The 26,455-nt window shown below is 69.7% G+C and carries 31 protein-coding genes; 15 read left to right on the top strand and 16 right to left on the bottom strand.

Features of this window, described 5'->3' with window-relative positions; genetic code table 11:
• Positions 1-56: 56 nt before the first annotated feature.
• A complete protein-coding gene (locus tag BLT21_RS03630; protein WP_091499424.1) occupies positions 57-989 on the top strand; it encodes a heme o synthase in 933 nt (310 codons plus the stop codon).
• Positions 990-1,118: 129 nt separating this feature from the next.
• On the opposite strand, the gene BLT21_RS03625 is transcribed toward BLT21_RS03630, so the two are convergent.
• On the bottom strand, positions 1,119-1,574 hold the full coding sequence (locus tag BLT21_RS03625; protein ID WP_091499421.1) for a hypothetical protein: 456 nt from the start codon (positions 1,572-1,574) through the stop codon (positions 1,119-1,121).
• A gap of 79 nt (positions 1,575-1,653) precedes the next feature.
• Positions 1,654-2,622: a COX15/CtaA family protein gene (locus BLT21_RS03620; RefSeq protein WP_091499418.1), complete on the bottom strand. Its 969-nt coding sequence runs from the start codon at positions 2,620-2,622 to the stop codon at positions 1,654-1,656.
• Between the two features lie 244 nt (positions 2,623-2,866).
• On the opposite strand from BLT21_RS03620, the gene sufB reads away from it, so the two are divergent.
• The 6 genes from sufB to BLT21_RS03590 all read left to right on the top strand — a co-directional run bounded on the left by sufB (position 2,867) and on the right by BLT21_RS03590 (position 8,195).
• A complete protein-coding gene (gene sufB / locus BLT21_RS03615; protein WP_091499415.1) occupies positions 2,867-4,285 on the top strand; it encodes a Fe-S cluster assembly protein SufB in 1,419 nt (472 codons plus the stop codon).
• Entirely contained in the window at positions 4,285-5,469 is a 1,185-nt protein-coding gene (gene sufD / locus BLT21_RS03610; RefSeq protein ID WP_091499411.1) for a Fe-S cluster assembly protein SufD, read from the top strand. Before sufB ends, sufD begins: the two co-directional genes overlap by 1 nt.
• Positions 5,466-5,795, top strand: coding sequence for a non-heme iron oxygenase ferredoxin subunit (locus tag BLT21_RS03605; protein ID WP_091499407.1), 330 nt, complete (start codon positions 5,466-5,468; stop codon positions 5,793-5,795). Before sufD ends, BLT21_RS03605 begins: the two co-directional genes overlap by 4 nt.
• Positions 5,796-5,810: 15 nt before the next feature.
• Complete coding sequence (gene sufC / locus BLT21_RS03600; RefSeq protein WP_091499404.1) at positions 5,811-6,581, top strand: Fe-S cluster assembly ATPase SufC; 771 nt, start codon at positions 5,811-5,813, stop codon at positions 6,579-6,581.
• A 9-nt stretch (positions 6,582-6,590) separates the two neighbouring features.
• Positions 6,591-6,920, top strand: a complete 330-nt coding sequence (locus BLT21_RS03595) for a metal-sulfur cluster assembly factor (protein ID WP_091499400.1) — start codon at positions 6,591-6,593, stop codon at positions 6,918-6,920.
• A gap of 96 nt (positions 6,921-7,016) precedes the next feature.
• On the top strand, positions 7,017-8,195 hold the full coding sequence (locus BLT21_RS03590) for a MalY/PatB family protein (RefSeq protein WP_091499396.1): 1,179 nt from the start codon (positions 7,017-7,019) through the stop codon (positions 8,193-8,195).
• 10 nt (positions 8,196-8,205) lie between these two features.
• Here BLT21_RS03590 and BLT21_RS03585 read toward each other — a convergent pair whose 3' ends face one another.
• Genes BLT21_RS03585 through BLT21_RS03565 form a run of 5 tightly spaced genes read right to left on the bottom strand, consistent with a single transcriptional unit; the run spans position 8,206 to position 13,125 of the window.
• On the bottom strand, positions 8,206-9,111 hold the full coding sequence (locus tag BLT21_RS03585) for a siderophore-interacting protein (RefSeq protein WP_091499391.1): 906 nt from the start codon (positions 9,109-9,111) through the stop codon (positions 8,206-8,208).
• A gap of 10 nt (positions 9,112-9,121) precedes the next feature.
• The gene (locus BLT21_RS03580) at positions 9,122-9,964 is read right to left on the bottom strand and encodes an ABC transporter ATP-binding protein (protein ID WP_091499387.1); all 843 of its coding nucleotides are present in this window, start codon (positions 9,962-9,964) and stop codon (positions 9,122-9,124) included.
• Positions 9,961-11,010, bottom strand: a complete 1,050-nt coding sequence (locus BLT21_RS03575) for a FecCD family ABC transporter permease (RefSeq protein ID WP_091499383.1) — start codon at positions 11,008-11,010, stop codon at positions 9,961-9,963. Before BLT21_RS03575 ends, BLT21_RS03580 begins: the two co-directional genes overlap by 4 nt.
• The gene (locus BLT21_RS03570; protein WP_091499380.1) at positions 11,007-12,059 is read right to left on the bottom strand and encodes a FecCD family ABC transporter permease; all 1,053 of its coding nucleotides are present in this window, start codon (positions 12,057-12,059) and stop codon (positions 11,007-11,009) included. The genes BLT21_RS03575 and BLT21_RS03570 overlap by 4 nt, the downstream gene beginning before the upstream one ends.
• Before the next feature lie 25 nt (positions 12,060-12,084).
• Positions 12,085-13,125, bottom strand: a complete 1,041-nt coding sequence (locus tag BLT21_RS03565; protein ID WP_091499376.1) for an iron-siderophore ABC transporter substrate-binding protein — start codon at positions 13,123-13,125, stop codon at positions 12,085-12,087.
• A gap of 216 nt (positions 13,126-13,341) precedes the next feature.
• On the opposite strand from BLT21_RS03565, the gene BLT21_RS03560 reads away from it, so the two are divergent.
• Positions 13,342-14,940 (top strand): ABC-F family ATP-binding cassette domain-containing protein, encoded by a 1,599-nt coding sequence (locus BLT21_RS03560; RefSeq protein WP_091499372.1) that lies wholly within the window; start codon positions 13,342-13,344, stop codon positions 14,938-14,940.
• Between the two features lie 33 nt (positions 14,941-14,973).
• On the opposite strand, the gene BLT21_RS03555 is transcribed toward BLT21_RS03560, so the two are convergent.
• Genes BLT21_RS03555 through BLT21_RS03540 form a run of 4 tightly spaced genes read right to left on the bottom strand, consistent with a single transcriptional unit; the run spans position 14,974 to position 16,981 of the window.
• The gene (locus tag BLT21_RS03555; RefSeq protein ID WP_091499368.1) at positions 14,974-15,930 is read right to left on the bottom strand and encodes an SURF1 family cytochrome oxidase biogenesis protein; all 957 of its coding nucleotides are present in this window, start codon (positions 15,928-15,930) and stop codon (positions 14,974-14,976) included.
• Positions 15,927-16,142, bottom strand: coding sequence for a hypothetical protein (locus BLT21_RS03550; protein WP_091499365.1), 216 nt, complete (start codon positions 16,140-16,142; stop codon positions 15,927-15,929). Before BLT21_RS03550 ends, BLT21_RS03555 begins: the two co-directional genes overlap by 4 nt.
• On the bottom strand, positions 16,139-16,489 hold the full coding sequence (locus tag BLT21_RS03545) for a DUF3099 domain-containing protein (protein WP_256335898.1): 351 nt from the start codon (positions 16,487-16,489) through the stop codon (positions 16,139-16,141). The genes BLT21_RS03550 and BLT21_RS03545 overlap by 4 nt, the downstream gene beginning before the upstream one ends.
• A gap of 42 nt (positions 16,490-16,531) precedes the next feature.
• Positions 16,532-16,981 (bottom strand): DUF4190 domain-containing protein, encoded by a 450-nt coding sequence (locus BLT21_RS03540; protein ID WP_256335897.1) that lies wholly within the window; start codon positions 16,979-16,981, stop codon positions 16,532-16,534.
• A 103-nt stretch (positions 16,982-17,084) separates the two neighbouring features.
• Here BLT21_RS03540 and BLT21_RS03535 point away from each other — a divergent pair, with 103 nt between their 5' ends.
• Entirely contained in the window at positions 17,085-17,795 is a 711-nt protein-coding gene (locus BLT21_RS03535) for a beta-ketoacyl-ACP reductase (protein ID WP_091499357.1), read from the top strand.
• On the opposite strand, the gene BLT21_RS03530 is transcribed toward BLT21_RS03535, so the two are convergent.
• From BLT21_RS03530 to glgC, 3 genes are all read right to left on the bottom strand, one after another.
• Positions 17,789-18,493 (bottom strand): alpha/beta fold hydrolase, encoded by a 705-nt coding sequence (locus BLT21_RS03530; protein WP_091499353.1) that lies wholly within the window; start codon positions 18,491-18,493, stop codon positions 17,789-17,791. The two genes, BLT21_RS03535 and BLT21_RS03530, sit on opposite strands and share 7 nt — an antisense overlap.
• 64 nt (positions 18,494-18,557) lie before the next feature.
• Positions 18,558-19,193, bottom strand: coding sequence for a phosphoserine phosphatase SerB (gene serB / locus BLT21_RS03525; protein ID WP_091499348.1), 636 nt, complete (start codon positions 19,191-19,193; stop codon positions 18,558-18,560).
• A gap of 26 nt (positions 19,194-19,219) precedes the next feature.
• Entirely contained in the window at positions 19,220-20,464 is a 1,245-nt protein-coding gene (glgC, locus tag BLT21_RS03520) for a glucose-1-phosphate adenylyltransferase (protein ID WP_091499345.1), read from the bottom strand.
• Between the two features lie 47 nt (positions 20,465-20,511).
• On the opposite strand from glgC, the gene glgA reads away from it, so the two are divergent.
• The 3 genes from glgA to BLT21_RS03505 all read left to right on the top strand — a co-directional run bounded on the left by glgA (position 20,512) and on the right by BLT21_RS03505 (position 22,836).
• Positions 20,512-21,705, top strand: a complete 1,194-nt coding sequence (gene glgA / locus BLT21_RS03515; protein WP_091499340.1) for a glycogen synthase — start codon at positions 20,512-20,514, stop codon at positions 21,703-21,705.
• Between the two features lie 9 nt (positions 21,706-21,714).
• A complete protein-coding gene (locus BLT21_RS03510; RefSeq protein WP_091499337.1) occupies positions 21,715-22,500 on the top strand; it encodes an ABC transporter ATP-binding protein in 786 nt (261 codons plus the stop codon).
• 84 nt (positions 22,501-22,584) lie between these two features.
• Positions 22,585-22,836 carry a type B 50S ribosomal protein L31 gene (locus tag BLT21_RS03505; protein ID WP_091499332.1) on the top strand — a complete coding sequence of 84 codons (252 nt, stop codon included), beginning with the start codon at positions 22,585-22,587 and terminating at the stop codon, positions 22,834-22,836.
• Positions 22,837-22,896: 60 nt separating this feature from the next.
• On the opposite strand, the gene BLT21_RS03500 is transcribed toward BLT21_RS03505, so the two are convergent.
• A complete protein-coding gene (locus BLT21_RS03500) occupies positions 22,897-23,583 on the bottom strand; it encodes a trimeric intracellular cation channel family protein (protein WP_091499327.1) in 687 nt (228 codons plus the stop codon).
• A 36-nt stretch (positions 23,584-23,619) separates the two neighbouring features.
• Here BLT21_RS03500 and recO point away from each other — a divergent pair, with 36 nt between their 5' ends.
• Genes recO through BLT21_RS03485 form a run of 3 tightly spaced genes read left to right on the top strand, consistent with a single transcriptional unit; the run spans position 23,620 to position 25,914 of the window.
• Positions 23,620-24,348, top strand: a complete 729-nt coding sequence (gene recO, locus BLT21_RS03495; protein WP_091499324.1) for a DNA repair protein RecO — start codon at positions 23,620-23,622, stop codon at positions 24,346-24,348.
• Between the two features lie 42 nt (positions 24,349-24,390).
• A complete protein-coding gene (locus BLT21_RS03490; RefSeq protein WP_091499320.1) occupies positions 24,391-25,194 on the top strand; it encodes an isoprenyl transferase in 804 nt (267 codons plus the stop codon).
• A 42-nt stretch (positions 25,195-25,236) separates the two neighbouring features.
• The gene (locus BLT21_RS03485) at positions 25,237-25,914 is read left to right on the top strand and encodes a DsbA family oxidoreductase (RefSeq protein ID WP_091499316.1); all 678 of its coding nucleotides are present in this window, start codon (positions 25,237-25,239) and stop codon (positions 25,912-25,914) included.
• 10 nt (positions 25,915-25,924) lie between these two features.
• Here the strand turns inward: BLT21_RS03485 and BLT21_RS03480 are convergent, their stop codons facing one another.
• Positions 25,925-26,425, bottom strand: a complete 501-nt coding sequence (locus BLT21_RS03480; RefSeq protein ID WP_091499312.1) for a glutathione peroxidase — start codon at positions 26,423-26,425, stop codon at positions 25,925-25,927.
• Positions 26,426-26,455: the final 30 nt, after the last annotated feature.

Genomic DNA, 26,455 nt, shown 5'->3' with positions numbered 1-26,455 from the left:
GCGCTCGGCGGATGCCCTAGACTGGACAGGTTCACAGCGGTGAGATGCGGGGAGCGATGGACATCACGACGACTGCGGGTTCGGCCTCCGTCGACACCTCTCGCGGCACGTCGTTCGGCGCCACGGTGCGCGCGTATGTCGCCCTCACGAAGCCCCGCGTGCTCGAGCTGCTGCTGGTCACGACCGTCCCGGTGATGATCCTCGCGGCCGGCGGCCTCCCGAACCTGTGGCTCGTCCTCGCAACGGTGGTCGGCGGTGCGATGAGCGCAGGCTCGGCCGCTGCCTTCAACATGTACCTCGACCGCGACATCGACGCGCACATGAAGCGCACCGAGAACCGGCCGATCGTCACGGGCGAGGTCTCGCCGCGCGGCGCGCTCGTGTTCGCCTGGGCCCTCGCGGTGGCATCCACCGTCTGGCTCGCGGCGACGACCAACTGGGTCGCCGCATCCCTCAGCGTCTTCGCGATCTTCTTCTACGTCGTGATCTACACGATGCTCCTCAAGCGCCGGACCGAGCAGAACATCGTCTGGGGCGGCATCGCGGGATGCTTCCCCGTCGTGATCGGCTGGTCCGCCGTGACCGGCTCGCTCTCGTGGGCGGCTCTCATCCTCTTCGTCCTCGTCTTCCTCTGGACGCCGCCGCACTACTGGCCGCTGTCGATGAAGTACAAGAACGACTACGACGAGGTCGACGTGCCCATGCTCGGTGCGACCCGCGACGGGTCGCAGGTCGGCCTGCAGGTGATCCTCTATGCCTGGGCGACGGTCGTCTGCTCGCTGCTGTTGATCCCCGTCGCACCCATGGGCCTCGTCTACAGCGTCTCGTCGATCGTGTTCGGCGGATGGTTCCTGTACGAATCGCACCGGCTCTACAACCGAGCAGTGCGCGGTGAGCAGGCCCGTCCCATGCGGGTCTTCCACGCCTCGATCACATACCTGACGCTCGTCTTCGTCGCCATCGCGGTCGACCCGCTGCTGCCCTTCTGACCCCGACGTCCCGGAAGGGCGGGGCCTCTCCACCCGTCGGTGGCTTCGTCGCCCAGCGGCGCAGCAGAACGGCCGCCCGCTGCATCCCGTGGCGGGATGCTGCGGACGGCCGTCGCGGGCGCGGCGCTGTCAGCGCTGCGGGACGTCAGCCGTCGTCTCGGCCGCCGGCGAGTCCCGGGTTGACGGCGTCGACCGGGTCGGGGTGGCGTTCGTGTCGACCGCTTCGGTGTCGAGCGCGGGGCTCTCGTGCGACACAGCGGGACCGGCAGCGGCCTCCGGGGTGTCGAGCTCGTCCAACGTGGTCGTCTCGGCGACGCGCGCGGCCGGCACGAGCGAACGCAGCGCGCCAACGGCCAGGGCGAGCGCGAGACCCACGACGCCGGCCCCGACGAGGATCCCACCGAAGACGGCCCAGATCTGGCCGACGTAGACGTCGACACCGGTGGCGGTGTTGTCGAGGATCGTCGTCTCCATGTGGCCGAGCTTCTCGATCAGGATGTACGCGCCACCGCCGATCGCGGCGACCGATCCGATGACGAGGATCCAGAACGGTACGCTGCGGACGAGGCGGGGGTGAACGGTCATGGTGCTCCTTCGTTTCGCGGCCACCGTCGGCGGCCTCGAACACTCTGCGGGGCCGACCTCGGCGAGCCCGATGCGGAGCCTATGAGGCTTCTGTGCGAGCCGGTTCGCGGTCCGCGGCGGGGGCGACGCTCGCCAGCGGCGTCTTCAACGCCATCACGACTGCCACCATCGCGGCCACGAGGGCGACGGCGAGCACCATGTGGATGTTGACCAGGACGATCGGCAGACCGGTCCGAGCCTGCCAGAGGCCAACGGTGATCTGGACGAGCTCGACACCGAGAAGCAGGCCGGTCCATCGCCGCAGGGCGGTCTCGCGCGGCAGGCGGACGGCTCCGGAGACGAGCACGAGTGTCAGGACGAGGGTGACGTAGGCGGGCCAGCTGTGGACGTGCTGCCAGAACACCGGGTCGAGCCCATTCCGTGCTGCGGCCTCGTCGCCGGCGTGCGGGCCGGCGCCCGTGAGGAGGATGCCGACCACGACGGTGAGCGTCACGGCGGCGGAGGTCAGGTGGGTGAGGATCGCGTACGAGCGCGGCACCGCGCGCACGCGCGGACCCGGCGTCGCGTAGACGCGCACGAGGAACACCGTCGCGATGGCGACGAGGGCAGCAGAGATCAGGTAGTGCAGACCGACGATGCTCGGGTGCAGGTGCAGCCACACGGTCACCCCACCGACGACCGCCTGCACGATGATGCCGAGACCGACGAGGAAGCTGAGCACGGGCAGCTCGCGACGGGTGGCGCGCAGCCGGATGACGGAGAGGAAGGCCAGGAGCGCGACGATCACGAGCACGCCGGTGAGGGTGCGGTTGCCGAACTCGATCAGGCCGTGGACACCCATCTCGGGCGTCGGCGTCAGCGAGCCGGCGGTGCAGTACGGCCAGGTCTCGCAGCCCATGCCCGAGCCGGTGAGTCGGACGAGCCCGCCCGTCCCGACGATCCCGATGTTCGTGATGACCAGCAGCCAGCCCACGACGCGGGTCCACCGCGTGATGACCGACGGCATGATCGTCGCGACGAGTCCGGGACGGGTGCGGACCTGGGACATCGGACTCCTCCGGCGGCGCGCGGTGTGCGCCTCGTACGTTCCGGGCAGGCCCGCGGATGGGGGCGTTGCCTGTAGAATCGGGTGTGTTCGGGATGACGGCGCGTGTGCACGTTGTCCCTCACAGTCTAGGCGCGGCACCCGCGTCCATCAGGCCCGCGAATCGGCGCTCCCGTCCACGTGACTCCCCTCGGAGTCGGGAATGCCGGGACGGATGACACCGTTGCGGTGCGAAGAGGAGGAAGTCATGTCGGATGTGCTGATCGACCGACCGGAACTCGAAGGCCTGGGGGTGTACGAGTTCGGCTGGCACGACACGGATGCCGCAGGCGCTGTCGCGCAGCGCGGCATCAACGAGGACGTCGTCCGCGGGATCTCGGCTCTCAAGAGCGAGCCGGAGTGGATGCTGAAGACCCGATTGAAGGGCTATCAGCTGTTCGGCCGCAAACCGATGCCGACGTGGGGCGCAGACCTCAGCGACATCGACTTCGACAACATCAAGTACTTCGTGCGCTCGACCGAGAAGCAGGCGCAGTCGTGGGAGGACCTCCCCGCGGAGATCCGGGAGACGTACGAGAAGCTCGGCATCCCCGAGGCCGAGCGTCAGCGGCTCGTCGCCGGCGTGGCCGCGCAGTACGAGTCCGAGGTCGTCTACCACCAGATCCGCGAGGACCTCGAGCAGCAGGGTGTCATCTTCATGGACACCGACACGGCCCTCCGTGAGCACCCTGAGTTCTTCGAAGAGTACTTCGGCACCGTCATCCCGGCGGGGGACAACAAGTTCGCCGCGCTGAACACCGCGGTCTGGTCGGGCGGCTCGTTCGTCTACGTCCCGAAGGGCGTGCACGTCGAGATCCCCCTGCAGGCGTACTTCCGCATCAACACCGAGAACATGGGGCAGTTCGAGCGGACGCTCATCATCGCCGACGAGGACAGCTACGTCCACTACATCGAGGGCTGCACCGCCCCGATCTACAAGAGCGACTCGCTGCACTCGGCCGTCGTCGAGATCATCGTGAAGAAGAACGCGCGCGTCCGCTACACGACGATCCAGAACTGGTCGAACAACGTCTACAACCTCGTCACCAAGCGTGCGGTCGCGCACGAGGGTGCCACGATGGAGTGGGTCGACGGCAACATCGGCTCCAAGGTGACGATGAAGTACCCGTCGATCTACCTGATGGGCGAGCACGCCAAGGGCGAGACCCTCTCGGTCGCCTTCGCCGGTCCCGGACAGCACCAGGACGCCGGCGCGAAGATGATCCACATGGCGCCCTACACGCAGTCGTCGATCGTCTCGAAGTCGATCGCCCGCGGCGGCGGTCGCGCCGGGTACCGCGGCGAGGTCCGCGTCGACGCCAACGCCCACCACTCGGCCAACACCGTCCGCTGCGACGCGCTCCTGGTCGACACGATCTCGCGCTCCGACACGTACCCGGCGATCGACATCCGGGTCGATGACGTCCAGCTGGGCCACGAGGCGACCGTCTCGAAGGTCTCGGAGGAGCAGCTGTTCTACCTCATGAGCCGGGGCATGCCCGAGGACGAGGCGATGGCGATGATCGTGCGCGGCTTCATCGAGCCGATCGCCCGCGAGCTGCCGATGGAGTACGCCCTCGAACTCAACAAGCTCATCGAGATGGGCATGGAAGGCAGCGTCGGTTGATGACGAGCGTTACCCAGGCCCCCGCGACCGACGCGAAGGGCCACATCGACCCTGCGGCCGCGTTCGTCCCGGTCCAGACGCGTTCCGAGCGTCCGTCGTCCTTCGACCCCGCCGACTTCGGCACGCCGACGGGCCGCGAGGTCAACTGGAAGCACACCCCGCTCGACCGGCTGCGACCGCTGCTCGTCGACGAGCCCGGCCCGTCCGGGGTCGTCTCGGTCGAGGTGAGCGCTCCGGCCGAGGTCGAGCAGGCGCGGCTCCGTGTCGGCGATGCGCCGCGCGGCGAGGTGTTCCGTCCCGAGGACCTGCCGAGCGCCGTGGCCTGGTCGCAGGAGGCCGAGGCCCCTCTGCTCCGCATCCCCGCCGGAGTCGAGCTCGAGGAGCCTGTCGTCGTGCGCCTGCGCGGAAACGGCGGAGTGGCCCACGCCCACGTCGTCATCGAGGCCATGCCCAACGCGCGGGGCACCGTCATCCTGCGCCACGAGGGCACGGCGGCCCACGCGCAGAACGTCGAGATCATCGCTCGCGACGGCTCGGCGCTCACCGTCGTCTCGCTGCAGCGCTGGGACGACGACGCCGTGCACGCGGCGGCGCATCAGGCGCGCGTCGACCGCGACGCGTCGCTCACGCACGTCGTCGTGAGCCTGGGAGGCGCGGTCGTGCGCGTCAACCCGTCGCTCGAGCTCGCGGGGTCCGGCGCGCAGGGCCGTATGTACGGTCTGTCGTTCGCCGATTCCGGGCAGCACCTCGAGAGTCAGGTGTACCTGCACCACAAGGGTCCCCACACGGTCGGCGACGTCCTCTACAAGGGCGCGCTCCAGGGCGAGAGCGCTCACAGCGTCTGGATCGGCGACGTGCTCATCGGGCCCGACGCCGTCGGCACCGACTCGTACGAGGCGAACCGCAATCTCGTGCTCACGGACGGCGCCCGTGCCGACTCCATCCCGAACCTCGAGATCGAGACCGGCGACATCCAGGGCGCCGGACACGCCAGCGCGACCGGTCGTTTCGACGACCAGCAGCTCTTCTACCTGCAGGCGCGCGGCATCCCCGAGGCCGAGGCCCGTCGCCTCGTCGTCCTGGGCTTCCTCTCCGAGATCGTCCAGAAGATGGCCGTCGACGAGCTCGCCGACGAGCTGCTGGCGGCCATCGAGGCCGAGCTCGCCGCGGGAGCAGAGGCGTGACCGCGCAGAAGGTCCTGAAGCTCAGCGAGCTGGAGCAGGACGCCGCTGTTCGCGTCGTGATCGACAAGGTCCCCATGGCCGTCGTGCTCGACGCCGACGGCGAGGTGCACGCGATCGGCGACACGTGCACGCACGGCGACATCTCGCTCGCCGAGGGGTTCGTCGAGGGCGACACGCTCGAGTGCTGGGCCCACGGCTCCGCCTTCTCGCTGCGCACCGGGCAGCCCCTCAACCTGCCGGCCTACGAGCCGGTCCCTGTCTACGAGGTCACCATCGACGGGGACGACATCCTCATCGATCCCGCCGTGACCCGCGATGTGAAGTGAAGTAAGGAACCCGACATGTCTGTTCTCGAGATCCGCGACCTGCACGTGACGGTCGAGACCGAGGCGGGGCCCACCCCGATCCTCAACGGCGTCACCCTCACGGTGAGCACCGGTGAGACCCACGCGATCATGGGCCCCAACGGCTCCGGAAAATCCACGCTCGCCTACGCGATCGCCGGCCACCCCAAGTACACCGTCACGGGCGGCTCCATCACGCTCGACGGCGACGACGTCCTGGAGATGTCCGTCGACGAGCGGGCCCGCGCGGGTCTCTTCCTGGCGATGCAGTACCCCGTCGAGGTGCCGGGAATCACGGTGACGAACTTCCTCCGCACCGCGAAGACCGCCGTCGCGGGCGAGGCCCCGGTGATCCGGTCGTGGACGAAGGACGTCAAGCAGGCGATGTCGAACCTGCGGATGGATCCGAAGTTCGCGCAGCGCAACGTCAACGAGGGCTTCTCGGGTGGCGAGAAGAAGCGCCACGAGATCCTCCAGCTCGAGTTGCTCCAGCCGAAGATCGCCGTCCTCGACGAAACCGACTCCGGCCTCGACGTCGACGCGCTCAAGATCGTCTCGGAGGGCGTGAACCGCGCGAAGTCCGGCACCGACCTCGGCGTGCTGCTCATCACCCACTACACGCGCATCCTCCGCTACATCCAGCCGCAGTTCGTGCACGTGATGGTCAAGGGCCGCATCGTCGAAGAGGGCGGCCCGGAGCTCGCCGACCGTCTCGAGGAAGAGGGCTACGACCGCTTCCTCGACGCCGACAGCCCCGTCGACGCGTAGGATCGTTACATGACCGCAACACTCGCGCCCGAGAAGTACGACGAGGTCACCGAAGCTCTCAAAGACGTCATGGACCCCGAACTGGGGATCAACGTCGTCGACCTGGGTCTTATCTACGACCTCGCGTGGGATGACGAGAACGACGCCCTCATCATCCACATGACTCTGACGTCGGCGGGGTGCCCGTTGACCGATGTGCTCGAGGAGCAGACCGCGCAAGCTCTGGACGCCGTCGTCGACCGCTTCCGCATCAACTGGGTGTGGATGCCGCCGTGGGGTCCCGAGCGGATCACCGATGACGGTCGCGACATGATGCGCGCCCTCGGCTTCGCGATCTGACCACGACCGGTGATGCCCGGGCCCTCGCGGGCCCGGGCATCGTCATGTGACGACACCTTCGGGCGCCCGCCGTGCACCCGCGATTAGGCTCGCCGGGTGAGTATCCAGCCCCTCGAAGCCCTACCGCTCGAGACGCTGCGGCGACGATCCAGCACGAAATGGCGATCGTTCCCGCACGACGTCATCCCGATGTTCGTGGCGGAGACCGACTTCGCCCTCGCCGAGCCCATCTCGAGGTCGCTGCGCGAGGCGGTCGAGATCGGCGACACCGGCTATACCCCGCCGCAGCCCGGCATCGACGACGCGTTCGTCGGATTCGCACGACGACGGTGGGGATGGGACGTCGACCCGGCAGGCATCCGGTGGACCGGCGACGTGATGATGGGCGTCGTGGAGCTCTTGCGTGCGACCGTGCAGCCCGGCGACCGCGTGGTGGTGAACCCGCCGGTGTACCCGCCCTTCTTCGACACGGTGGGCGAGGCCGGCGCGATCGTCGAGGAAGTGCCGCTGCATGACACCGGCTCGGGCTGGGAGCTCGATCTGGCAGGCATCGAACGCGCCCTGGTCGGCGGCGCGCGGGCCGTCCTGCTGTGCAATCCGCACAACCCCACGGGCACCGTCCACACCGCGGACTCGCTCCGTGCCCTCGCCGCCCTCGCTCACCGATACGGCGCCGTCGTCATCAGCGATGAGATCCACGGCCCCCTCGCGAGCGACGACGTCGCCTTCTCGCCGTTCCTGACGGTCTCTCCCGAGGCCGCCGCCGTCGGCTATACGGTGACGAGCGCGTCGAAGGCCTACAACCTCGCGGGCCTCAAGTGCGCGGTGATCGTGACGGCCGTCGAGGCCAACGCGGAGGTCGTGCGGTCTCTGCCGTGGGAGGTCGAGTGGCGCACCGGGCTGTTCGGCGCCATCACCACCATCGCCGCCTTCTCCGCGGAATCGGACGCATGGCTCGACGCCCTGCTCGTGCGCTTGGACCTGAACCGCCGACTCCTCGCCGACCTGCTCGCCGAGCACCTGCCGCTGGCGCGCTATCGGCTGCCGCAGGCCGGGTTCCTCGCCTGGATCGACGTCTCCGCGTATGGCTGGGGCGACGATCCGGCGGATCCGATTCGCGAGGGCTCACGCGTCGCCCTGCACCACGGACCGTTCTTCGGCACTGAGGGAAACGGCCACGTGCGGTTGAACTTCGGCTGCGGTCCGGACGTCCTGCGCGAAGCCGTGGCCCGCGTCGGGCAGTTCGCGCGGACGGCGGCGCTCAGCCGGGGATGACGCCCCTCGGTCAGTTCTCGGACCGGCCGAGCCGCCAGTAACCCATGAAGGCCACGGCGCGACGGTCGACACCCACGGTGCCCACCAGGTGACGACGGAGCGTCTTGATCGCCGACGCCTCGCCGGCGAGCCACGCGTACAGCGGTGCGCGCTTCAGCGCGGCGCCGCCCTTGGCGGTCCGCGGCACTTCCCAGAGGATGTCGGCGTCGACGTCGATCTCCTCCACTTCTGCTCCGATGCCCGCCGGCGCGAGGCGCGACGCGGTCTCCTCGACGGCGGCGACCAGGTGGCGATGGCGGTCGGCTTCGTTCTCGCGGGCGGCGATGCGGCGCTCGAATCCCGGGTGGTGGGGGATGTAGTCCAGGTCGGCGGCGGTCGGCAGTTCGAGCACGATCGTGCCGCGGGCCTCCGGCGGCAGCTGTTCGAGGATCACCGCAATGGCCGGGGCCGCGGTCTCGTCGCCGGCGAGCAGAATGGCGTCGGTGTCGGCGGGGGGGACGAAATCGATGCCGTAGCTGACGCCCGTGTGCGAGGTGGTGGGGCCGAGGATGAGCACCTCGTCGCCGACGCGCGCGTTCGCGATCCACGCCGAAGCAGGTCCGAGGACATCGTGCGCCACCATGTCGATGTCGACCTCGCGCGCGTGCGGGCGCACGGCACGGGTCGTGTAGGTGCGCATGACGGGGCGGGCATCCGCCGGGAGCTCGCGCCATCGGTCGTACCAGTCCGGGCCGGTCGGCATCGCGTCGACCGCGGCGGTGGCCGTGGGGAAGAGGATCTTCACACGCTGATCGAATCCGGGGTCGCCGTAATCGCCCAGGTCGTCACCCCGGAAGGTGAAGCGACGGAAGCTCGGGGTGAGGTCGCTCACGGCCGCGACGGAGACGCGGAAGAAGTCGAGATCGGGGCGGGGCATGGTGTTCCAATCAGCCGGCGAGGGAGCCGTCGAGGTCGGTCGGTGTCGTCGCCTGCGGGACGTGGTGGCGCCCGATCGGGAGCACGAGCGGGCGTCCTGTGAGCGGGTCGGGGATGACGTGGCTCTCGAGTCCGAAGACCGCGCGCACCGTCTCGGCCGTGAGCACGTCGTTCGGGTCGCCGGCGCCGTAGAGACGACCGCCCGCCATGGCGACGAGGTGATCGGCGTACCGCGCGGCGAGGTTGAGGTCGTGGAGGACCATGACGATCGTGGTGCCACGTGTGCGGTTCAGGTCGGTCAGCAGGTCGAGCACGTCGATCTGGTGGCTGACGTCGAGGAACGTCGTCGGCTCATCGAGCAGCAGCACGTCGGTCTGCTGAGCCAATGCCATCGCGATCCACACGCGCTGACGTTGCCCGCCCGACAGCTCGTCGACGGAGCGGTCGGCGATCGCGGCCGTGTCCGTGGCTTCGAGGGCCTGTGCGACGGCCTCGTCGTCGGCGCGGGTCCAGCGAGCGAGGGGTCCGTGGTGCGGTGTCCGGCCACGGCTGACCAGATCCGACACCGCGATGCCCTCCGGCGCGATGGGCGACTGGGGCAACAGTCCCAGGTCGCGCGCCACCTGCCGAGTGGGGAGCCGGTGGATGTCCTTGCCGTCGAGCAGGACCTGCCCGGCGCGGGGTGCGAGCAGGCGGGCCATCGCCTTCAGGAGGGTCGACTTGCCGCAGGCGTTCGCGCCCACGATCGTCGTGATGCGGCCCCCGGGAACGGTGAGGTCGAGCTCCTCGACGATCGTCCGATCGCCGTAGCCGAGCCGGACGCCGCTGGCGTGGAGTGTTCGGTCCGCGGTCATAGGGAGCCTCCTGAGCGGCTGCTGCGGATGAGCAGGAAGATGAGGTAGGGCGCGCCGAGGACGCCGGTCACGACGCCGACGGGCAGCCGCAGGCCGAGCAGGTACTGCGCGGTCAGATCCGCGACGAGCACCAGCAGCGAACCGAAGAGACCGGCCGCCAGCACGGGGGACCCGACCGGGCCGAGCAGTCGCGCGGCGATCGGTCCCGAGAGGAACGCGACGAACGAGATGGGGCCCGCCGCCGCGGTCGCGAAGGCGAGCAGCGCCACGGCGGCCACGATCAGCAGGATGCGTCGGCGCTCGACCGGCACGCCCAGTGCCGACGCCGCCTCGTCGCCGAGCCGCATGAGCTCGAGATCGCGGGTGAGCCAGAGCAGCACGGGGACGACGACGACCATCGCGAGGGCGAGGGGTGCTGCCTGATCCCAGGAGGCCCCGTTGAGGTTGCCGGTGATCCATCGCATCGCGGCCTGCAGGTCCCATTCGGCCGCACGTGAGAGGACGTACGACACGACGCTGTTGAAGATCGCCGCGACTCCGATGCCGATGAGGATGAATCGCGCGCCCGCCCCGCCGTCCTTGTACGCCAGTAGATAGATCATCAGGGCGGTCGCGAGCGCGGCGACGGTCGCGAGGAGGGAGACGCCGGCCTCGCTGAGCGAGAGGAAGACGATTCCGACGACCGCGGCCGCGCTCGCTCCGGCGTTGACGCCGATGATGTCGGGACTGGCGAGCGGGTTGCGCAGCATGGTCTGGAACACGGCGCCGCCCATCCCGAAGCAGAGCCCGGTGAGCAGGGCGACCGTGGCTCGGGGGAGACGCAGCTCTCCCACGGTGAACGAGGCACCGGGCACGATCTGCCCGGTGATGACGCCCCACACCTCGGCGGGGCTGTAGAAGGTCTGCCCGACCATCAGCGAGACGGCGTACATGAGGGCGACCGCCGTCAGCAGGCCGCCGGTCACGATTCGGCGCCGCCACGCGCGGCGTCGTCTGCCGGCGGCGACGAGGTCGACGGTGGACACGGGAGCGGCTGTCGCGATCATAGGGCGCGCATCTTCTGGCGGCGGACGATGGCGATGAAGAAGGGAGCGCCGATCAGCGCGGTCACGATGCCGACCTCGACCTCTTGCGGGCGGGCGATCACGCGGCCGACGACGTCGGCGATCACGAGCAAGCCGCCTCCCACGAGCGCGGAGACCGGGAGGAGCCAGCGGTGGTCGGGGCCGACGAGCAGACGGCAGATGTGCGGCACGATGAGGCCGACGAAGCCGATGGGGCCGGCGACGGCGGTCGCGGCGCCGCAGAGGATGACGGCGCCGACGGCGGCGAACAGACGAGCGGTGCGGACGCGCTCGCCGAGGCCCGCCGCGAGCTCGTCGCCGAGCGCGAGGGAGTTCAGCGCGTCGGCCGCGGCGAAGCAGATGAGGGCTCCGATGCCCAGGAAGGGCAGGACGAGCAGGATCTTGTCGGGCGTCGCGCCGCCGACCCCGCCGATCTGCCAGAACCGGAACACGCTCATGACGTCGATGCGGGGGAGGAGGATCGCGCTGATCAGTGAGCTGAAAGCCACCGCCGTGGCCGCGCCCGCGAGAGCGAGTTTGAGCGGGCTCGCGCCGCCCCGTCCGAGCGAGCCGATCGTGTAGACGAACACCGCAGCGACGGCGGCGCCCGACATGGCGAGCCAGATGTAGCCGAAGGCGCTCGTGACTCCGAAGAAAGCGAGGCCGATCACCACCGCGAGGGACGCCCCGCCGTTGATGCCCAGGATCTGCGGATCCGCGAGCGGGTTTCGGGTGACGCCCTGCATGACAGCGCCGGAGATGGCGAGGGCCGCGCCCACGATCAGCGCGAGCAGGGTGCGCGGGACGCGCTTCGAGACGGCGGCGGCCGAGGTCGTCTCGATACTGCCGCTGAGCCCGGCCACGATGTCGTCGAAGGACACCGTCCGCGTCCCGAACGTGACCGAGACCGCGCTCGCCACCAGGACGAGTGCGGCGAGGACGAAGATCCAGACGATCCGCCGCCGCCGGGAGCTGCGCCGCACGGGCGCGCTCTCGGCGGCGGGGGCCGTCGTGGTGGTGGGAACGCTCACGACATCCGACGGGGGAGACCGTGCATCACGGGGTGGCGGTGGCCGCGGCCGCGCCGATCAGATCGACGTACTCCGACGTCAGGGGATCGGCGATCGAGAGCGGGCTGGGGTTCGCGGCGGCCGCGAGGGGCGCGTTCGACGAGGGCAGCACGACGACCGAGCCCGATGCGACGGCGGGGATGCGCGACAGCAGCGGATCGGCCTGCATGGCGGCGAGCGTTGTGTCGTCGCCGTAGGTCACGAGCACCTGGAGGTCGGAGAAGCGCTCGATCTCCTCGGTGCTGTTGACGATCCAGAACTGGTCGGTGCCCTGCGACTGCTCGGCCACGGTCGCTGCCGGGGAGAGCCCGAGGTCCTCGAGGAAGAGCGGACGCGGGTCGGCCGTCGAGTAGAAGCCGATCTGGCTCAGGTCGGTGGCGTCGAACGAGCTGAAGAGCGTGGTCTTGCCTGCGATGTCGGGGTAGGCCGCCGTGAGCTCGTCGAGGTGGTCGGTGAGGTCGCCGACGAGCGCCTCCGCCTCGTCCTTCAGCCCCAGCGCCGTGCCGTTGATGATGGTGAGGTCCTGCCAGCTCGTGCCCCACGCGATGTCGGGGTAGGCGACGACGGGCGCGATCTTCGACAGGGTGTCGTAGTCTTCCTGCGTCATGCCGGAGTAGGCGGCGAGGATGACGTCGGGCCGGGTGTCGGCGACGGCCTCGAAGTCGATGCCCTCGGCCTCGTCGAACAGCACCGGCGTCTCGCCCCCGAGCTCAGCGAGCTTGTCCTCGACCCACGGGAGTATGCCGTTGCCGTCGTCGTCGCCCCACGTCACCGCGGGCATGCCGACGGGCACGACGCCCAGCGCGAGCGCCGCTTCCTGATTGCCCCACGAGACCGTGGCGACACGCTCGGGCTTGCTCTCGATGACCGTCTCGCCGAAGGCGTGGTCGATGGTGACGGGGAAGGCGTCGGACGACGCGCCGCCGGATGCCGCCGGCGCGGAGTCGGGAGCGGCGGTCGAGCCGCAGCCGGCGAGGAGCAGCGTTGCTGCGATGACGGCTACGGCGGCTGTGCGGATGCGGGGCACCGGGTCCTCCAGAGGAGATGCGAGTAAGGGCAGGCTTACTTTACGTCGTGGACGAGGTTCCCGCTAATCCGCTGCAGGCGCGCTGAAGGTGACGGCCGACGACGGGCCTCGAGGCGGCGGGCCGGCGGGCGCGAGGCGTCGCCTCGGGAAGCGCGTAGGATGAGAGGCTGGCCGTTCGGCCGCCCCCCTCCTGTTCCCGACGATTGGACGACCGCTGTGCTCGCCGTGCACGACCTCGAAATCCGCGTGGGTGCGCGCACGCTGATGTCGGACGTGTCGTTCCGCGTCTCGGGCGGCGACAAGATCGGCCTCGTGGGTCGCAACGGCGCGGGCAAGACGACTCTCACGAAGGTGCTCGCCGGCGACCTTCTGCCGAGCGACGGCAAGGTCGAGCGATCGGGTGAACTGGGCTACCTGCCGCAGGATCCGCGGTCGGGCGATCCCGAGATGCTGGCGCGGACGCGCATCCTCGACGCCCGCGGGCTCGGCACGATCGCGGTCGACATGCAGACGGCCTCGCTCGAGATGGGATCCGACGACGAGGCCGCGGCTGCGAAGGCGATGCGCCGCTACGGCAACCTCATGGAGCGCTTCGAGGCGCTCGGCGGCTACGCGGCTGAGGCCGAGGCGGCATCCATCGCCCACAACCTGTCTCTGCCCGACCGGATCCTCGACCAGCCGCTGAAGACCCTCTCAGGCGGGCAGCGTCGACGCATCGAGCTCGCCCGCATCCTGTTCTCGGACGCGCAGACGATGATCCTCGACGAGCCCACCAACCACCTCGACGCGGACAGCGTCGTCTGGCTGCGTGAGTTCCTGAAGGGCTACAAAGGCGGGCTCATCGTCATCAGCCACGATGTCGAGCTCGTCGGGGAGACCGTCAACCGGGTCTTCTACCTCGACGCGATGCGCCAGGTCATCGATATCTACAACATGAACTGGAAGAACTACCTGCGTCAGCGGGTAGCAGACGAGGAGCGCCGCAAGAAGGAGCGCGCGAACGCCGAGAAGAAGGCCACGGCCCTGCAGCAGCAGGCCGCGCGCTTCGGCGCGAAGGCGAGCAAGGCCGCCGCGGCGCACCAGATGGTCGCGCGCGCCGAGAAGCTGCTGTCGGGCCTCGACGAGGTGCGCCAGGAGGACCGCGTGGCCAAGCTCCGGTTCCCGAAGCCCGCCCCCTGCGGAAAAACCCCCCTCATGGCGTCGGGGCTGTCGAAGTCCTACGGTTCGCTCGAGATCTTCACCGATGTCGACCTGGCGATCGATCGCGGGTCGAAGGTCGTCGTGCTCGGCCTGAACGGCGCGGGAAAGACGACGCTGCTGCGCATTCTCGCGGGTGTCGATCGACCCGATACCGGAATGCTCGAGCCCGGGCACGGGCTGCGCATCGGCTACTACGCGCAGGAGCACGAGAACCTCGACGTCTCGCGTTCGGTGCTGCAGAACATGATGTCGGCCGCGCCCGACATCACCGAGACCGAGGCGCGGAAGGTGCTCGGCTCATTCCTGTTCACCGGCGACGACGTGCTCAAGCCCGCCGGCGTGCTGTCGGGCGGCGAGAAGACCCGTCTCTCGCTCGCGACGCTCGTCGTGTCATCGGCCAACATGCTCCTCCTCGACGAGCCGACGAACAACCTCGACCCGGCGTCGCGCGACGAGATCCTCGGCGCGCTCGCGCACTACGAGGGCGCTGTCGTGCTCGTGTCCCACGACGAAGGGGCCGTCGAGGCGCTCAACCCGGAGCGGGTGCTGATCCTCCCCGACGGCGTCGAGGACATCTGGGGTCGGGACTACCTCGAGCTCATCACGCTCGCCTGATCCCGCGCCGCCGCGACCCGGCGCCATGTCCGCTCAGGGGCGCGACGAGTCGAGGATGGCGTCCTCGTCCTGCATGTCGCGGTCGCGCTTGGTGTCGCGGCGGCGACGCAGACTGGCCGGCACGACCGACACCGGAGTCGTGGTCCTCGTCGGCGGGAGCGGTGCGAGGGCCGACTCGGGCGCCGATGCCGTCGCTGTCGGGACACCGGCGGATCCGGCTGCACCCGCTGCCTCTGCGCGCGCGTCCTCCTCGTCTTCGCGGCGATGACGGCGCTCGGTGCGGATCATGTACCAGATGAAGATGAATCCCATGATGGCGAAGAGGATCCACTGGATCGCGTAGGACAGATGCGGCCCCGGGTCCTCCGAGGGAGTCGGCATCGTCCCCAAGGTCGCACGGGGAGACGGGTCCTCCGACACGAGGAGCCCGTAGGCCGACGTCACGACGTCGCCGGTGAGGCCGGCCTCGGCCGCGACGAGATCGAGGTTGATAGTCGGGACCTGGCCCTCGGGGGCTGACCTGCCCGACGTCGGCGCCGCCTCGCCGGGCTTCAGACGCGCGACGACGCTCACCTCTCCGGCGGGCGGTTCGGCGATGGACTCCGGCTCCGGTCCATCCGCCGCGGGCGGGACCCACCCGCGGTCGACCACGAAGATGCGCCCGTCGTCCGTGCGGAACGGAACGAGGACCTCGAAGGCCGAGGTGCCGCCGTGCGGGCGATTGCGGACGAGCACCTGATCGTCGGCGAGGTACTCGCCGGTCAGCGTCACCGGATGCCACTCGTCCGACGGATCGAGGTCGGATCCGGTCGGCACGAGCTGATCGAGGGGGACCGGTGCGGCGTCATAGTTGCGCTCGACGAGCGCGAGCTGCGAGCTGCGCTCCTCATTGCGGGTGAACTGCCAGTTCGAGAGGTAGGCGCACGCGATCGCGAAAGCGATCGCGACGGCGACGTAACCCGACCAGCGGAGGGCGGTTCTGCCTCTCATGACTCACCGGCTCCGCTCGTCGCGGCGACGAAGGGCTCGACGGTCACGGGGAAGTCGCGCGTGGCCACAAACTCGCGCAGGTACGCGACGTGATCGTCGCACGCCAGCCAGACCTTGCGGCGATCGGCGGTGTGGATCCGCGGATTGCGCCAGACCACCCGCCAGCGTGCCGACGCGCGACACCCGGCGCGGGAGCACTCGGTGTCGTTCACTCGGGACGGGATTCTCGGATCTCGATGACGGTCGGCTGCGCCGGCGCCTCGGCCGGACGTGCCGGCATGTCCGGCTTCTCGGGGAGGGCGGCGAGCGGCGAGACCGCCGCGGGTTCCCGCACGTCGTCGCCCACGTTCGCGATCACGACGGCGATGTACGGCAGCACCACCGCACCGACCGCGAACAGCGCGGTGTGCCAACCATAGGGCGTGATGACTGCCATGAGCACGAAGCACAGCACACGCACCGCCATCATGATGAAGTACTTCGTCATGCGGCGGGTCGAGTCGTCGCGCGGGGCTCGCGGGAGCGAGGTCGCCGACGGGGTGGCGGAGTGGTGCTTCACGGTGCATACAGGATACGCCCGCCGGATGCGGCATGGCCGGGATCAGAACGACGACGAGTAGCTGTTGTAGCTCTCCTGCTCGATCGCCCAGCCGACGAAAGAGGCGAAGGCGATGATGCCGATGATCGCGAGCGCCAGGCCGGCATAGCCGACGATGAGGCCCGCCAGCGCCATGCCCCGACCCTTCTCGCCCGTGCGCTTGATCTGCGACAGCGAGATGTGCCCCATCACGACACCGGCGATCGAGCCGATGACGGGGAGAATCCAGATGAAGCCCACGATCGAGGCGATCATCGAGACGATCGACAGGGTGTTGGTCTTCTGCTGCGGGAACCCGCCGCCGTATCCGTAGGCGGGCGGGGGGTAAGCGGCGGGCTGGTAGCCCTGCTGCGGCGGTGTCGCGTAGGGCGGCGCCGGCGGGGGGACCGGGGCGCCTGCACCCGGCTGCGCGGGTGCGGGGTACGGCTGCTGCGGCTGGGGCTGGTCGCTCACATCTGCTCCTCGTCGACGTCGGGCCGCCAGCTTATCGGTCGTCGGCGCGGCGGACGCTGACGCTAGGCTTGCGGGGTTCCCGCCGCAGACACAGGAGTTCCGTATGTCCACGTCCCGAGTCGTCCTCGTCACCGGAGGAAACCGCGGCATCGGCCGCGCCATCGCGGAGCGTTTCGTCGCCGACGGCCACCGTGTCGCCGTGACGGCGCGTTCGGGGGAGGGACCGGAGGGCGCCCTCACCGTGCGGGCGGACGTGACCGATGCGGCTTCGCTCGACGCGGCGTTCAGCCAGGTCGAGAACGAGCTCGGCCCGGTCGAGGTGGTCGTCGCGAACGCCGGCATCACGAAGGACACGCTCCTGCTGCGGATGAGCGAGGACGATTTCGACTCGGTGGTGGCGACGAATCTCGGCGGCGCGTTCCGCGTCGTCAAGCGGGCATCGAAGGGGATGCTGCGCGCCCGATTCGGTCGCGTCATCCTGATCTCGAGCGTCGTCGGGCTCTTCGGTTCGGCGGGTCAGATCAACTACTCGTCGTCGAAGGCCGCCCTCGTCGGCTTCGCGCGCTCGCTCACGCGCGAGCTGGGCGCTCGCGGCATCACCGCGAACGTCGTGGCGCCGGGCTTCATCGAGACCGACATGACCGCAGCGCTGCCGGAGGACACCCAGGCGGAGTACAAGCGGAGCATCCCCGCGGGCCGCTACGGTTCGTCGGCCGAGGTCGCAGGCGCCGTCGCGTGGCTCGCCTCGGACGACGCCGCGTACATCTCCGGCGCCGTCATCCCCGTCGACGGCGGCCTCGGCATGGGTCACTGACGCGCAGACCGTTCCAGCGCCGAGCAGAGTTCGCGAGCGAGCCGGTCGGGTTGTGAGAGCTGCGGCCAATGGCCGCTGCCGAGCGTGACGACCTCCACGTCGTCGAGCGAGGCGAATTCGCGCTCGAACGCCGGCCAGTCGGCGAGCATCCCGCGCAGCGCGGCCTCGTCGGCCGAGCCGGACAGCACGGTGACGGGCACGCGATACCGACGCTCGTCGGTGAGCTCGATCGCCGCGGTCGGCACGGAGCCCGGGACGGCATGAGTGCGCGCGGCCCACCGCGACCGGACGTCGTCGACGAGGTCGGCCACGTCCGGCTCGTCGAAGAAGTCCCACCCGGGGAAGGGGACGAGGCCGTCGATCACCGGGAACTCCGAGATGTCGGCTCCGGGCGGCGGGGGGAGGGTGTCGACGAACACCACCCGCGTGACGCGGTCGGGACGCCTGTCGGTGGCGCCCCACGCGACGTTGCCGCCACCGCTGTGGCCGACGATCGCCACCGGTCCGGGCGCGGCGTCGACCGCCTCGACGACCGCGGCGACCCAGTCCGGAAGAGTCACGTCTCGGGCGCTGAGCGGGTCGCCGACGCCGGGCAGGGTCAACGGGTGCGGGCGGTGACCGGCCGCGCGCAGAGCGGGGACCACGTCGTCCCACGACGACGCATCGAGCCAGAGGCCCGGGATGAGGATGACGTCCATGGCTCGACGGTAGTCCCGGTCGCCGACACCCGGCAGGGGGCGTCCGAGATGCGCCGCGCGGGCGTCAGGGCAGGAGGGGGACGAGTTCGCGGAGATCGATCGGCCCGACGACGAGGTCGGCCTGCCGCCTCACGGCCGGCTTGGCGTTGAAGGCGACGCCGAGGCCGGCGGCGGCCATCATGCGCAGATCGTTCGCACCGTCGCCGACCGCGATCGTCCGCGCGAGCGGGATGCCGCGCTCGGCGGCCCACCCGCGCAGCGAGGCGGCCTTGGCCTCGGCGTCGACGATGTCGCCGTCGACCGTGCCGTCGAGGACACGTCCGTCATGGCCGAGCCGATTCGCGCGCCAGACGTCGACGCCGAGCGCCGGCGCGATCTCGTCGAGGATCTCGTGGAAGCCGCCCGACACGACTGCGGCGACACCGCCGCGCTCGTGGATCGTCGCGATGAGCTCGCGCGCCCCCGGCGTCGGTTCCACGCGGGCGCGCACGCGGGCGAAGGCGTCGAGCGCGACGCCGGAGAGCTCGGCGACGCGCGATCGCAGACTCGCCGCGAAGTCGACTTCGCCGCGCATCGCCGCCTCGGTCGCCGCCGCCACCTCGGCGCCGCGGCCGGCCTCGTCGGCGATGAGCTCGATCACCTCGTTGCGGAGGAGGGTCGAGTCGGCGTCGAAGACGACCAGGAAACGCGCGTCGGGCATGACACCCACGCTAGCGGGCGCGCCGGTCAGCGCTCGACGCGGGCGTTCTTGCCCACGACGGTGATGCCGGTGTCGGTGACGGTGAAGCCGCGTGCCAGGTCTCGTTCGCGGTCGACGCCGACCGTCGCGCCGTCCTCGAGCACGACGTTCTTGTCGAGGATCGCGCGGTGCACACGTGCGCCGGCCCCGACGCTGACGTAGTCGAAGAGCACCGAGTCGGTGATCGTCGCCCCTCCGCCCGAGAGGGTCCAGGGACCCACGACGCTGCGTTCGAGATGCGTGCCCGACAGGACGGAGCCCAGCGACACGATCGAGTCGATCGCGTTCCCCATGCGCCCGACGCTGTCGCGCACGAACTTGGCCGGCGGAGAGTTGACGGCCTGCGAGTGGATCTGCCAGTCGGTGTTGTAGAGGTTGAAGATGGGCAGGGTCGAGATGAGGTCCATGTGGGCGTCGAAGAACGACTCGATCGTGCCGACGTCGCGCCAGTAGTTGCGGTCGCGCGGCGTCGACCCCGGCACGTCGTTGCGCTTGAAGTCGTACACCGCCGCCTCGCCGCGATCGACGAAGTAGGGGACGATGTCGCCGCCCATGTCGTGGTTCGACGTGGGGAGCTCGCCGTCGGCCTCGACGGCTTCGATCAGCGCGTCGGTGTCGAAGATGTAGTTCCCCATCGAGGCGAGGACCTCGTGCGGCGAGTCGGGCAGCCCGGTCGGGTCCTGCGGCTTCTCGAGGAAGGCGCGGATGCGGGTCTCGTCCGCCGGGTCGACGTCGATCACGCCGAACTGGTTGGCGAGGCCGATGGGCTGACGGATGCCGGCGACGGTGGCGCGGGCGCCCGAGGCGATGTGCGCGTCGAGCATCTGGCGGAAGTCCATGCGGTAGACGTGGTCGGCGCCGATGACGACGACTATGTCGGGCTTCTCATCGTTGATGAGGTTCAGGGACTGCAGGATCGCATCGGCCGACCCCGAGAACCAGCGCTTGCCGAGACGCTGCTGTGCCGGGACCGAGGCCACGTACGAGTCGAGGAGCGCCGACATCCGCCACGTCTGCGAGACGTGGCGGTCGAGGCTGTGCGACTTGTACTGGGTGAGGACGACGACCTGGCGCAGGCCCGAGTTGATGAGGTTCGAGATCGCGAAATCGATGAGACGGTACTGACCGCCGAAGGGAACGGCGGGCTTCGCGCGGTCGGCCGTCAACGGCATCAGGCGCTTTCCCTCGCCGCCGGCGAGAACGATTCCGAAGACCTTGGGCGCTGCTGGCATGGCACCACACTAGGCCCGCCGAACGCTCCTGTACTAGCGTTCGAGCCATGCGTGTAGACATCGTCTCGAAGGAGTACCCTCCCGCGATCTATGGGGGAGCGGGGGTGCACGTCACCGAGCTCGTCCGGGCCTTGCGCGAGAGCATCGAGGTGCAGGTGAGGGCCTTCGGCGACGACCGCGATGAGCCCGACACGACGTCGTACGGCACGCCCGCGGGCCTCGCCGACGCCAACGCCGCCCTGCAGACGCTGGGGACCGACCTCGAGATCGTGGGAGACGTCGCCGGCGCCGACGTCGTGCACAGTCACACCTGGTACGCGAACTTCGCGGGGCATCTCGCGTCGCTCCTGCACGGCATCCCGCACGTCATCACCGCGCACTCGCTCGAGCCGCTCCGGCCGTGGAAGGCGGAGCAGCTCGGCGGCGGCTACGCGGTGTCGAGCTACATCGAGAAGACCGCCTACGAGAACGCGGCGGCCATCGTCGCCGTCAGCGACGGGATGCGCCGCGACATCCTGCGCAGCTACCCGAAGCTCGACCCCGGCAAGGTGTCGGTCATCTACAACGGCATCGACGTCGAGACGTGGCGTCCGGTCGAGGACCCCGACGTGCTCGAGCGCCACGGCATCGATCCCGCGCGTCCGTCCGTCGTCTTCGTGGGACGGATCACGCGGCAGAAGGGGCTGCCGTACTTCCTCCGCGCGGCGCGGCTCCTCCCCGCCGACGTGCAGGTCGTCCTCTGCGCGGGCGCGCCCGACACCCCCGAGATCATGGCGGAGGTGCAGGGTCTCGTCCGCGAGCTGCAGGCCGAGCGTTCGGGCGTCGTGTGGATCGAGGAGTTCCTGCAGCGCGACGAGCTGTGTGCGATCCTCACCTCGGCGACCACCTTCGTCTGCCCCTCGGTCTACGAGCCGCTCGGCATCGTCAACCTCGAGGCGATGGCCTGCGGCGCGGCGGTCGTGGGCACCGCCACCGGTGGCATCCCGGAGGTCGTCGTCGACGGCGTGACGGGACGTCTGGTCCCCATCGAGCAGTCGGACGACGGCACCGGAACGCCGCTCGACCCCGAGAAGTTCGTGGCCGATCTCGCGGCGACGCTCACCGAGGTCGTGTCCGATCCCGAGACCGCGCGTCGCTACGGTGCAGCCGGGCGCGAACGGGCCGCGAGCGCGTTCAGCTGGCGTGCCATCGCCGATGAGACGGCGGCGCTGTACGCCAGCGTCGCCGGGCACGGCCGCTAGGCTGACAGCATGCCGCAGGTTCTGGAGTTCTCCGACGTCGTCGTCCGCCGAAACGCCCGGAACATCGTCGACCGGGTCGACTGGTCCGTCACCGACGACCAGCGCTGGGTGGTCCTCGGACCCAACGGTGCGGGCAAGACGACGGTCCTGCAGCTCGCCGCGAGCCTGCTGCACCCCACGTCCGGCTCCGTCGGCATCCTGGGGGAGCGGCTGGGGCGTACGGACGTGTTCGAGCTCCGCCCGCGCATCGGGTTCGCGTCGTCCGCGATGGCCCGTCGGATCCCCGCCGAGGAGACCGTGCTCGACGTCGTCCTGACCGCCGCCTACGCGGTCGTCGGCCGCTGGCGCGAGGACTACGAGGACATCGACGAGCGCCGCGCGATGCGGGTGCTCGCCGAGTGGAAGCTCGAGGGGCTCGCGGAGCGCACGTTCGGCACGCTGTCGGACGGTGAGCAGAAGCGGGTCCAGATCGCGCGCGCCGTCATGACGGACCCGGAGCTGCTGCTCCTGGACGAGCCGACAGCGAGCCTGGATCTCGGAGCCCGGGAAGAGCTGCTCGCGCTGCTCGGCGGTTACGCTCAGGCGCCCACGACGCCCGCGATGATCATGGTCACGCATCACGTCGAGGAGATCCCGGTCGGCTTCACGCACGTGCTGCTGCTGCGCGAGGGCCGTGTCGTGGCCGCCGGGCCCCTAGCGCAGACGCTCACGGCCGAGAGTCTCACCGAGACGTTCGGCATGCCGATCACCCTCACGGAGGACGCCGGTCGCTACGCGGCTCGGGCGGCATCCTGAACCTGATAAGATCGCTCCTTGGTGCAGACGCGCCACAGACTTCCCTCGCCCTGGCAAAATCCAGGGCACCACGTAAGGAATCCCATGAAGACTGACATCCACCCCGAGTACCGTGCCGTCGTTTTCCGCGACCTTGGCTCCGGCGACACCTTCCTGACCCGTTCGACGGTCTCGAGCGACAAGACGATCGAGCTGGACGGCGAGACCTACCCGGTCATCGACGTCGAGATCTCGTCGGCCTCGCACCCGTTCTACACGGGCAAGCAGCGCATCATGGACTCGGCCGGCCGCGTCGAGAAGTTCAACCAGCGCTTCAAGAACTTCGGCTCCAAGTAAGCCGTTCTTCGATCAGGGCCCCGCTTCGGCGGGGCCTTCGTCGTTGCGCCGTGCGGGACGTCAGGGCTTGACGATCGGGATGGCGGCCGTCTCGACGGCGACTTTCCGACGGTGCAGCGCGCGCTGCTCCGGCAGGGAGATGTCGAAGACGACGGCGAGGAGCCGGATGACGGTCGTGACGGCGATGCCCACGACGGCCGCGACGACGATCGGTGCACCCAGCGACGCCGCTCCCGCGAGCACGGCGCATCCGGCGGCGGCCGCGACCGCGTAGAGCGAGCCGACATGCATGATCGCGACCGGCAGGCCGAGGATGACGTCCCGCAGCATGCTGCCGCCCACCGCGGCACACGACCCGATGAAGATCGCCGGCACCACGGGCACGCCCAGGACGAGCGCCTTGCTCGTGCCGAAGGCGCCGAAGAGGCCGATCACGACCGCGTCGAGGCCGATGATGACGGCATTCAGCCGCTGGAACAGGTTCGACAGCAGCATGCCGATGAGAGCGGCCGTGGTCGCGGTGATGAGGTACCAGTTGCTCTGCAGGGTCACCGGCGGCAGTCCGAGCAGCAGGTCGCGGATGAGTCCGCCGCCCATGCCGATGAGGATGCCGATGATGACGACCCCCAACGGATCGAGCCGTCGCTTGCCGACGAATCCGGAGGCGAAGAGCGCGCCCTGGACGCCGCCGAGTCCGACCGCGGTCAGGTCCGCCCAGAGGGGGATCACGAACTGAGACTGCGTCACGGGTCCATTGTCGTCGGTCGGCGGGATAATCGATGCGTGCCCACCTACCGCGACGAGGTCGTGATCCTGCGAACCCACAAGCTGGGCGAGGCGGATCGCATCGTGACGATGCTCAGTCGTCGTCACGGCAAGCTCCGAGGCGTCGCGAAGGGCGTCCGTCGCACGTCGTCCCGGTTCGGCGCGCGCCTCGAGCCCTTCATGGTCGCCGACGTGCAGATGTACAAAGGGCGCAGCCTCGACATCGTGCAGCAGGCCGAGTCGCTCGGCTCCTACGGCGCCGACATCGCGACCGATTACGACCGCTACACCTCGGCGTCGGCGATGGTCGAGGCCGCCGATCGCCTCAACGAGGCCGAGACCACCCCGCAGCAGTACCTGCTGCTCGTGGGCGGGCTGCGCGCGCTCGCCCGCGGCGACCACGACAGCCGCGCCGTGCTCGACTCGTACCTGCTGCGTGCGATGGCGCTCTCCGGATGGGCGCCGTCGCTCGATGCCTGCGCCCGCTGCGGCCGACCCGGACCGCACGACGGATTCGTCGCGCCGCTCGGGGGATCGGTCTGCAACGCATGCGCCCCGGCCGGCTCGGCCCGCATCGCTCCCGAGACCGGAGTGCGTCTGCGCGCGCTGATCGCCGGCGAGTGGGAGACCGTCGACGCTGCGAGCCCCGGCACCGCGAACGCGGCGTCCGGGCTCATCGCGGCCTACGCGCAGTGGCATCTCGAGCGCGGCATCCGTTCGCTCGGTCACATCGGCGCGGCACGCTGAACGCTGTGATGGCGCGCGGTTCGACGGCCTAGGCTCGAACCGATGAGTCCCCAGCCGTACACGCACCGCGACGCGGTTCCCTATCGCCCCCTCGACTGGACCGGGGTGCACCCGCCGACGTTCCCGCGAGGCGGGGTGCCGAACCACGTCGCGATCGTGATGGACGGCAATGGTCGGTGGGCGAACCGCCGCGGCCTCACGCGTATCGAGGGGCACCGTGCGGGCGAGGAGGTCCTGCTCGACGTCGTGGCCGGGGCGATCCAGGCGGGGGTCAAGCATCTGAGCGTCTACGCGTTCTCGACCGAGAACTGGTCGCGTTCTCCCGACGAGGTCCGTTTCCTCATGGGCTACAACCGCGATGTGCTGCACCGGCGTCGCGATCAGCTCAACGAGTGGGGTGTGCGCGTCCGCTGGGCCGGGCGCAAGCCGCGCCTGTGGGGTTCGGTCATCTCGGAGCTTCAGTTCGCCGAGCAGCTCACGCGGGGCAACGACACGCTGACCCTGACGATGTGCGTCAACTACGGGGGACGTCACGAGATCATCGACGCGATGCGGGCGATGGGCGAGCAGATCGCGGCGGGCAGGATGAAGCCGTCGGCCATCACCGAGAAGGTGCTACGACGTCACCTGTACGTGCCCGACATGCCGGATGTCGACCTGTTCATCCGTTCGAGCGGCGAACAGCGCACGTCGAACTTCCTGCTGTGGGAGGCCGCCTACGCCGAGATGGTGTTCCTCGACACCCTGTGGCCCGACTTCTCGCGCACCGACCTGTGGGGGGCGATCCAGCTGTACCTCTCGCGGGACCGCCGATTCGGCGGAGCGATCGACGCGCCCACGGCCTGAGCGGCGGGAATACCTCGCGGCGACGCGGACGTTGCACCGGGTGTGACGGACGCAATCAAGATCGACGTGTGGAGCGACATCGCCTGCCCGTGGTGCTACATCGGCAAGCGCAACCTCGAGTCGGGCCTCGCGGCGACGGCGGACGACGACGACGCCCCGCGCGTCGAGGTGACGTTCCACTCGTTCGAGCTGTCGCCCGACACCCCCGTCGACTTCGAGGGCGACGAGCTCGACTTCCTGTCGACCCATAAGGGCATGCCCCGCGAGCAGGTGCAGCAGATGCTCGAGAACGTCACCGGCGTCGCGAAGGACGCCGGACTCGACTACCACTTCGACATCCTCAAGCACACCAACACCGTCAAGGCCCATGAGCTGCTCCACGCAGCCAAGGAGCAGGGACGCCAGCACGAGATGGCCGAACGTCTCATGGCGGCCTACTTCACCGAGGGCCGGCACGTGGGTCGCATCGACGACCTGGTGGAGCTCGCGGCGGAGGTCGGTCTCGACCCCGACGCGACGCGCTCCGCGCTCGAGTCGGGCGAGCACCTCGCAGCGGTGCGCGCCGATCAGGACCAGGCTCGCGCCTACGGCATCAACGGCGTGCCGTTCTTCGTCATCGACGGTCGCTACGGCGTGTCCGGCGCTCAGCCCGCCGAAGCGTTCGCCCAGATCGCCCGCCAGGTCTGGGCCGAGCGCAGCTCCGTCGAGGCCGCGGGCTGACGCGACGTCGTCAGCGAGGCAGATTCGCCTCGATCACCGAGACGATCTCGGGAGCGTCCGGCTTGGTCTGCGGGCGGAAGCGGTGGACGTCGCCGTCCGGGGTGACGACGAACTTCTCGAAGTTCCACATGACCGGTCCTCGCGCGCCCTCGGCGTTGCGGATCTTCTTGAGCGCCTTGTAGAGCGGAGCCGCGTGCGAGCCGTTCACCCGGATCTTGTCCATCACGGGGAAGCTGACGCCCCACGTCATCGCGCAGTAGTCGAGGATCTCGTCGATCGTCCCCGGCTCCTGGCCCATGAACTGGTTGCAGGGGAAGCCCACGACCTGCAGGCCCCGCTCGCCGTAGGTGCGCTGCAACTGCTCGAGCTGCTCGTACTGCGGGGTGAGACCGCACTTGGATGCGACGTTGACGACGAGCAGGACACCGTCGCCGAGGTCGCCGAGCGTGGTCGCGCTGCCGTCTGCTGCGGAGAACGGGATCGATCGGATGTCGGTGGTCGCTTCGGTCACGTCCCCAGGCTACGCCCGGCCGCCTTCCGG

It is taken from the genome of Microbacterium sp. cf332 (assembly GCF_900102175.1).
GTDB lineage: Bacteria > Actinomycetota > Actinomycetes > Actinomycetales > Microbacteriaceae > Microbacterium.
This window is presented reverse-complemented; position numbering and strand designations above follow the sequence as displayed.

Excerpts from the sequence above, each read along its gene's own strand:
- BLT21_RS03630 (WP_091499424.1), top strand. The coding sequence starts at position 57 with ATGGACATCACGACGACTGCGGGTTCGGCCTCCGTCGACACCTCTCGC.
- BLT21_RS03625 (WP_091499421.1), bottom strand. The coding sequence starts at position 1,574 with ATGACCGTTCACCCCCGCCTCGTCCGCAGCGTACCGTTCTGGATCCTC.
- BLT21_RS03620 (WP_091499418.1), bottom strand. The coding sequence starts at position 2,622 with ATGTCCCAGGTCCGCACCCGTCCCGGACTCGTCGCGACGATCATGCCG.
- sufB (WP_091499415.1), top strand. The coding sequence starts at position 2,867 with ATGTCGGATGTGCTGATCGACCGACCGGAACTCGAAGGCCTGGGGGTG.
- sufD (WP_091499411.1), top strand. The coding sequence starts at position 4,285 with ATGACGAGCGTTACCCAGGCCCCCGCGACCGACGCGAAGGGCCACATC.
- sufC (WP_091499404.1), top strand. The coding sequence starts at position 5,811 with ATGTCTGTTCTCGAGATCCGCGACCTGCACGTGACGGTCGAGACCGAG.
- BLT21_RS03595 (WP_091499400.1), top strand. The coding sequence starts at position 6,591 with ATGACCGCAACACTCGCGCCCGAGAAGTACGACGAGGTCACCGAAGCT.
- BLT21_RS03585 (WP_091499391.1), bottom strand. The coding sequence starts at position 9,111 with ATGCCCCGCCCCGATCTCGACTTCTTCCGCGTCTCCGTCGCGGCCGTG.
- BLT21_RS03580 (WP_091499387.1), bottom strand. The coding sequence starts at position 9,964 with ATGACCGCGGACCGAACACTCCACGCCAGCGGCGTCCGGCTCGGCTAC.
- BLT21_RS03575 (WP_091499383.1), bottom strand. The coding sequence starts at position 11,010 with ATGATCGCGACAGCCGCTCCCGTGTCCACCGTCGACCTCGTCGCCGCC.
- BLT21_RS03555 (WP_091499368.1), bottom strand. The coding sequence starts at position 15,930 with ATGAGAGGCAGAACCGCCCTCCGCTGGTCGGGTTACGTCGCCGTCGCG.
- BLT21_RS03535 (WP_091499357.1), top strand. The coding sequence starts at position 17,085 with ATGTCCACGTCCCGAGTCGTCCTCGTCACCGGAGGAAACCGCGGCATC.
- BLT21_RS03530 (WP_091499353.1), bottom strand. The coding sequence starts at position 18,493 with ATGGACGTCATCCTCATCCCGGGCCTCTGGCTCGATGCGTCGTCGTGG.
- serB (WP_091499348.1), bottom strand. The coding sequence starts at position 19,193 with ATGCCCGACGCGCGTTTCCTGGTCGTCTTCGACGCCGACTCGACCCTC.
- glgC (WP_091499345.1), bottom strand. The coding sequence starts at position 20,464 with ATGCCAGCAGCGCCCAAGGTCTTCGGAATCGTTCTCGCCGGCGGCGAG.
- glgA (WP_091499340.1), top strand. The coding sequence starts at position 20,512 with ATGCGTGTAGACATCGTCTCGAAGGAGTACCCTCCCGCGATCTATGGG.
- BLT21_RS03510 (WP_091499337.1), top strand. The coding sequence starts at position 21,715 with ATGCCGCAGGTTCTGGAGTTCTCCGACGTCGTCGTCCGCCGAAACGCC.
- BLT21_RS03505 (WP_091499332.1), top strand. The coding sequence starts at position 22,585 with ATGAAGACTGACATCCACCCCGAGTACCGTGCCGTCGTTTTCCGCGAC.
- BLT21_RS03490 (WP_091499320.1), top strand. The coding sequence starts at position 24,391 with ATGAGTCCCCAGCCGTACACGCACCGCGACGCGGTTCCCTATCGCCCC.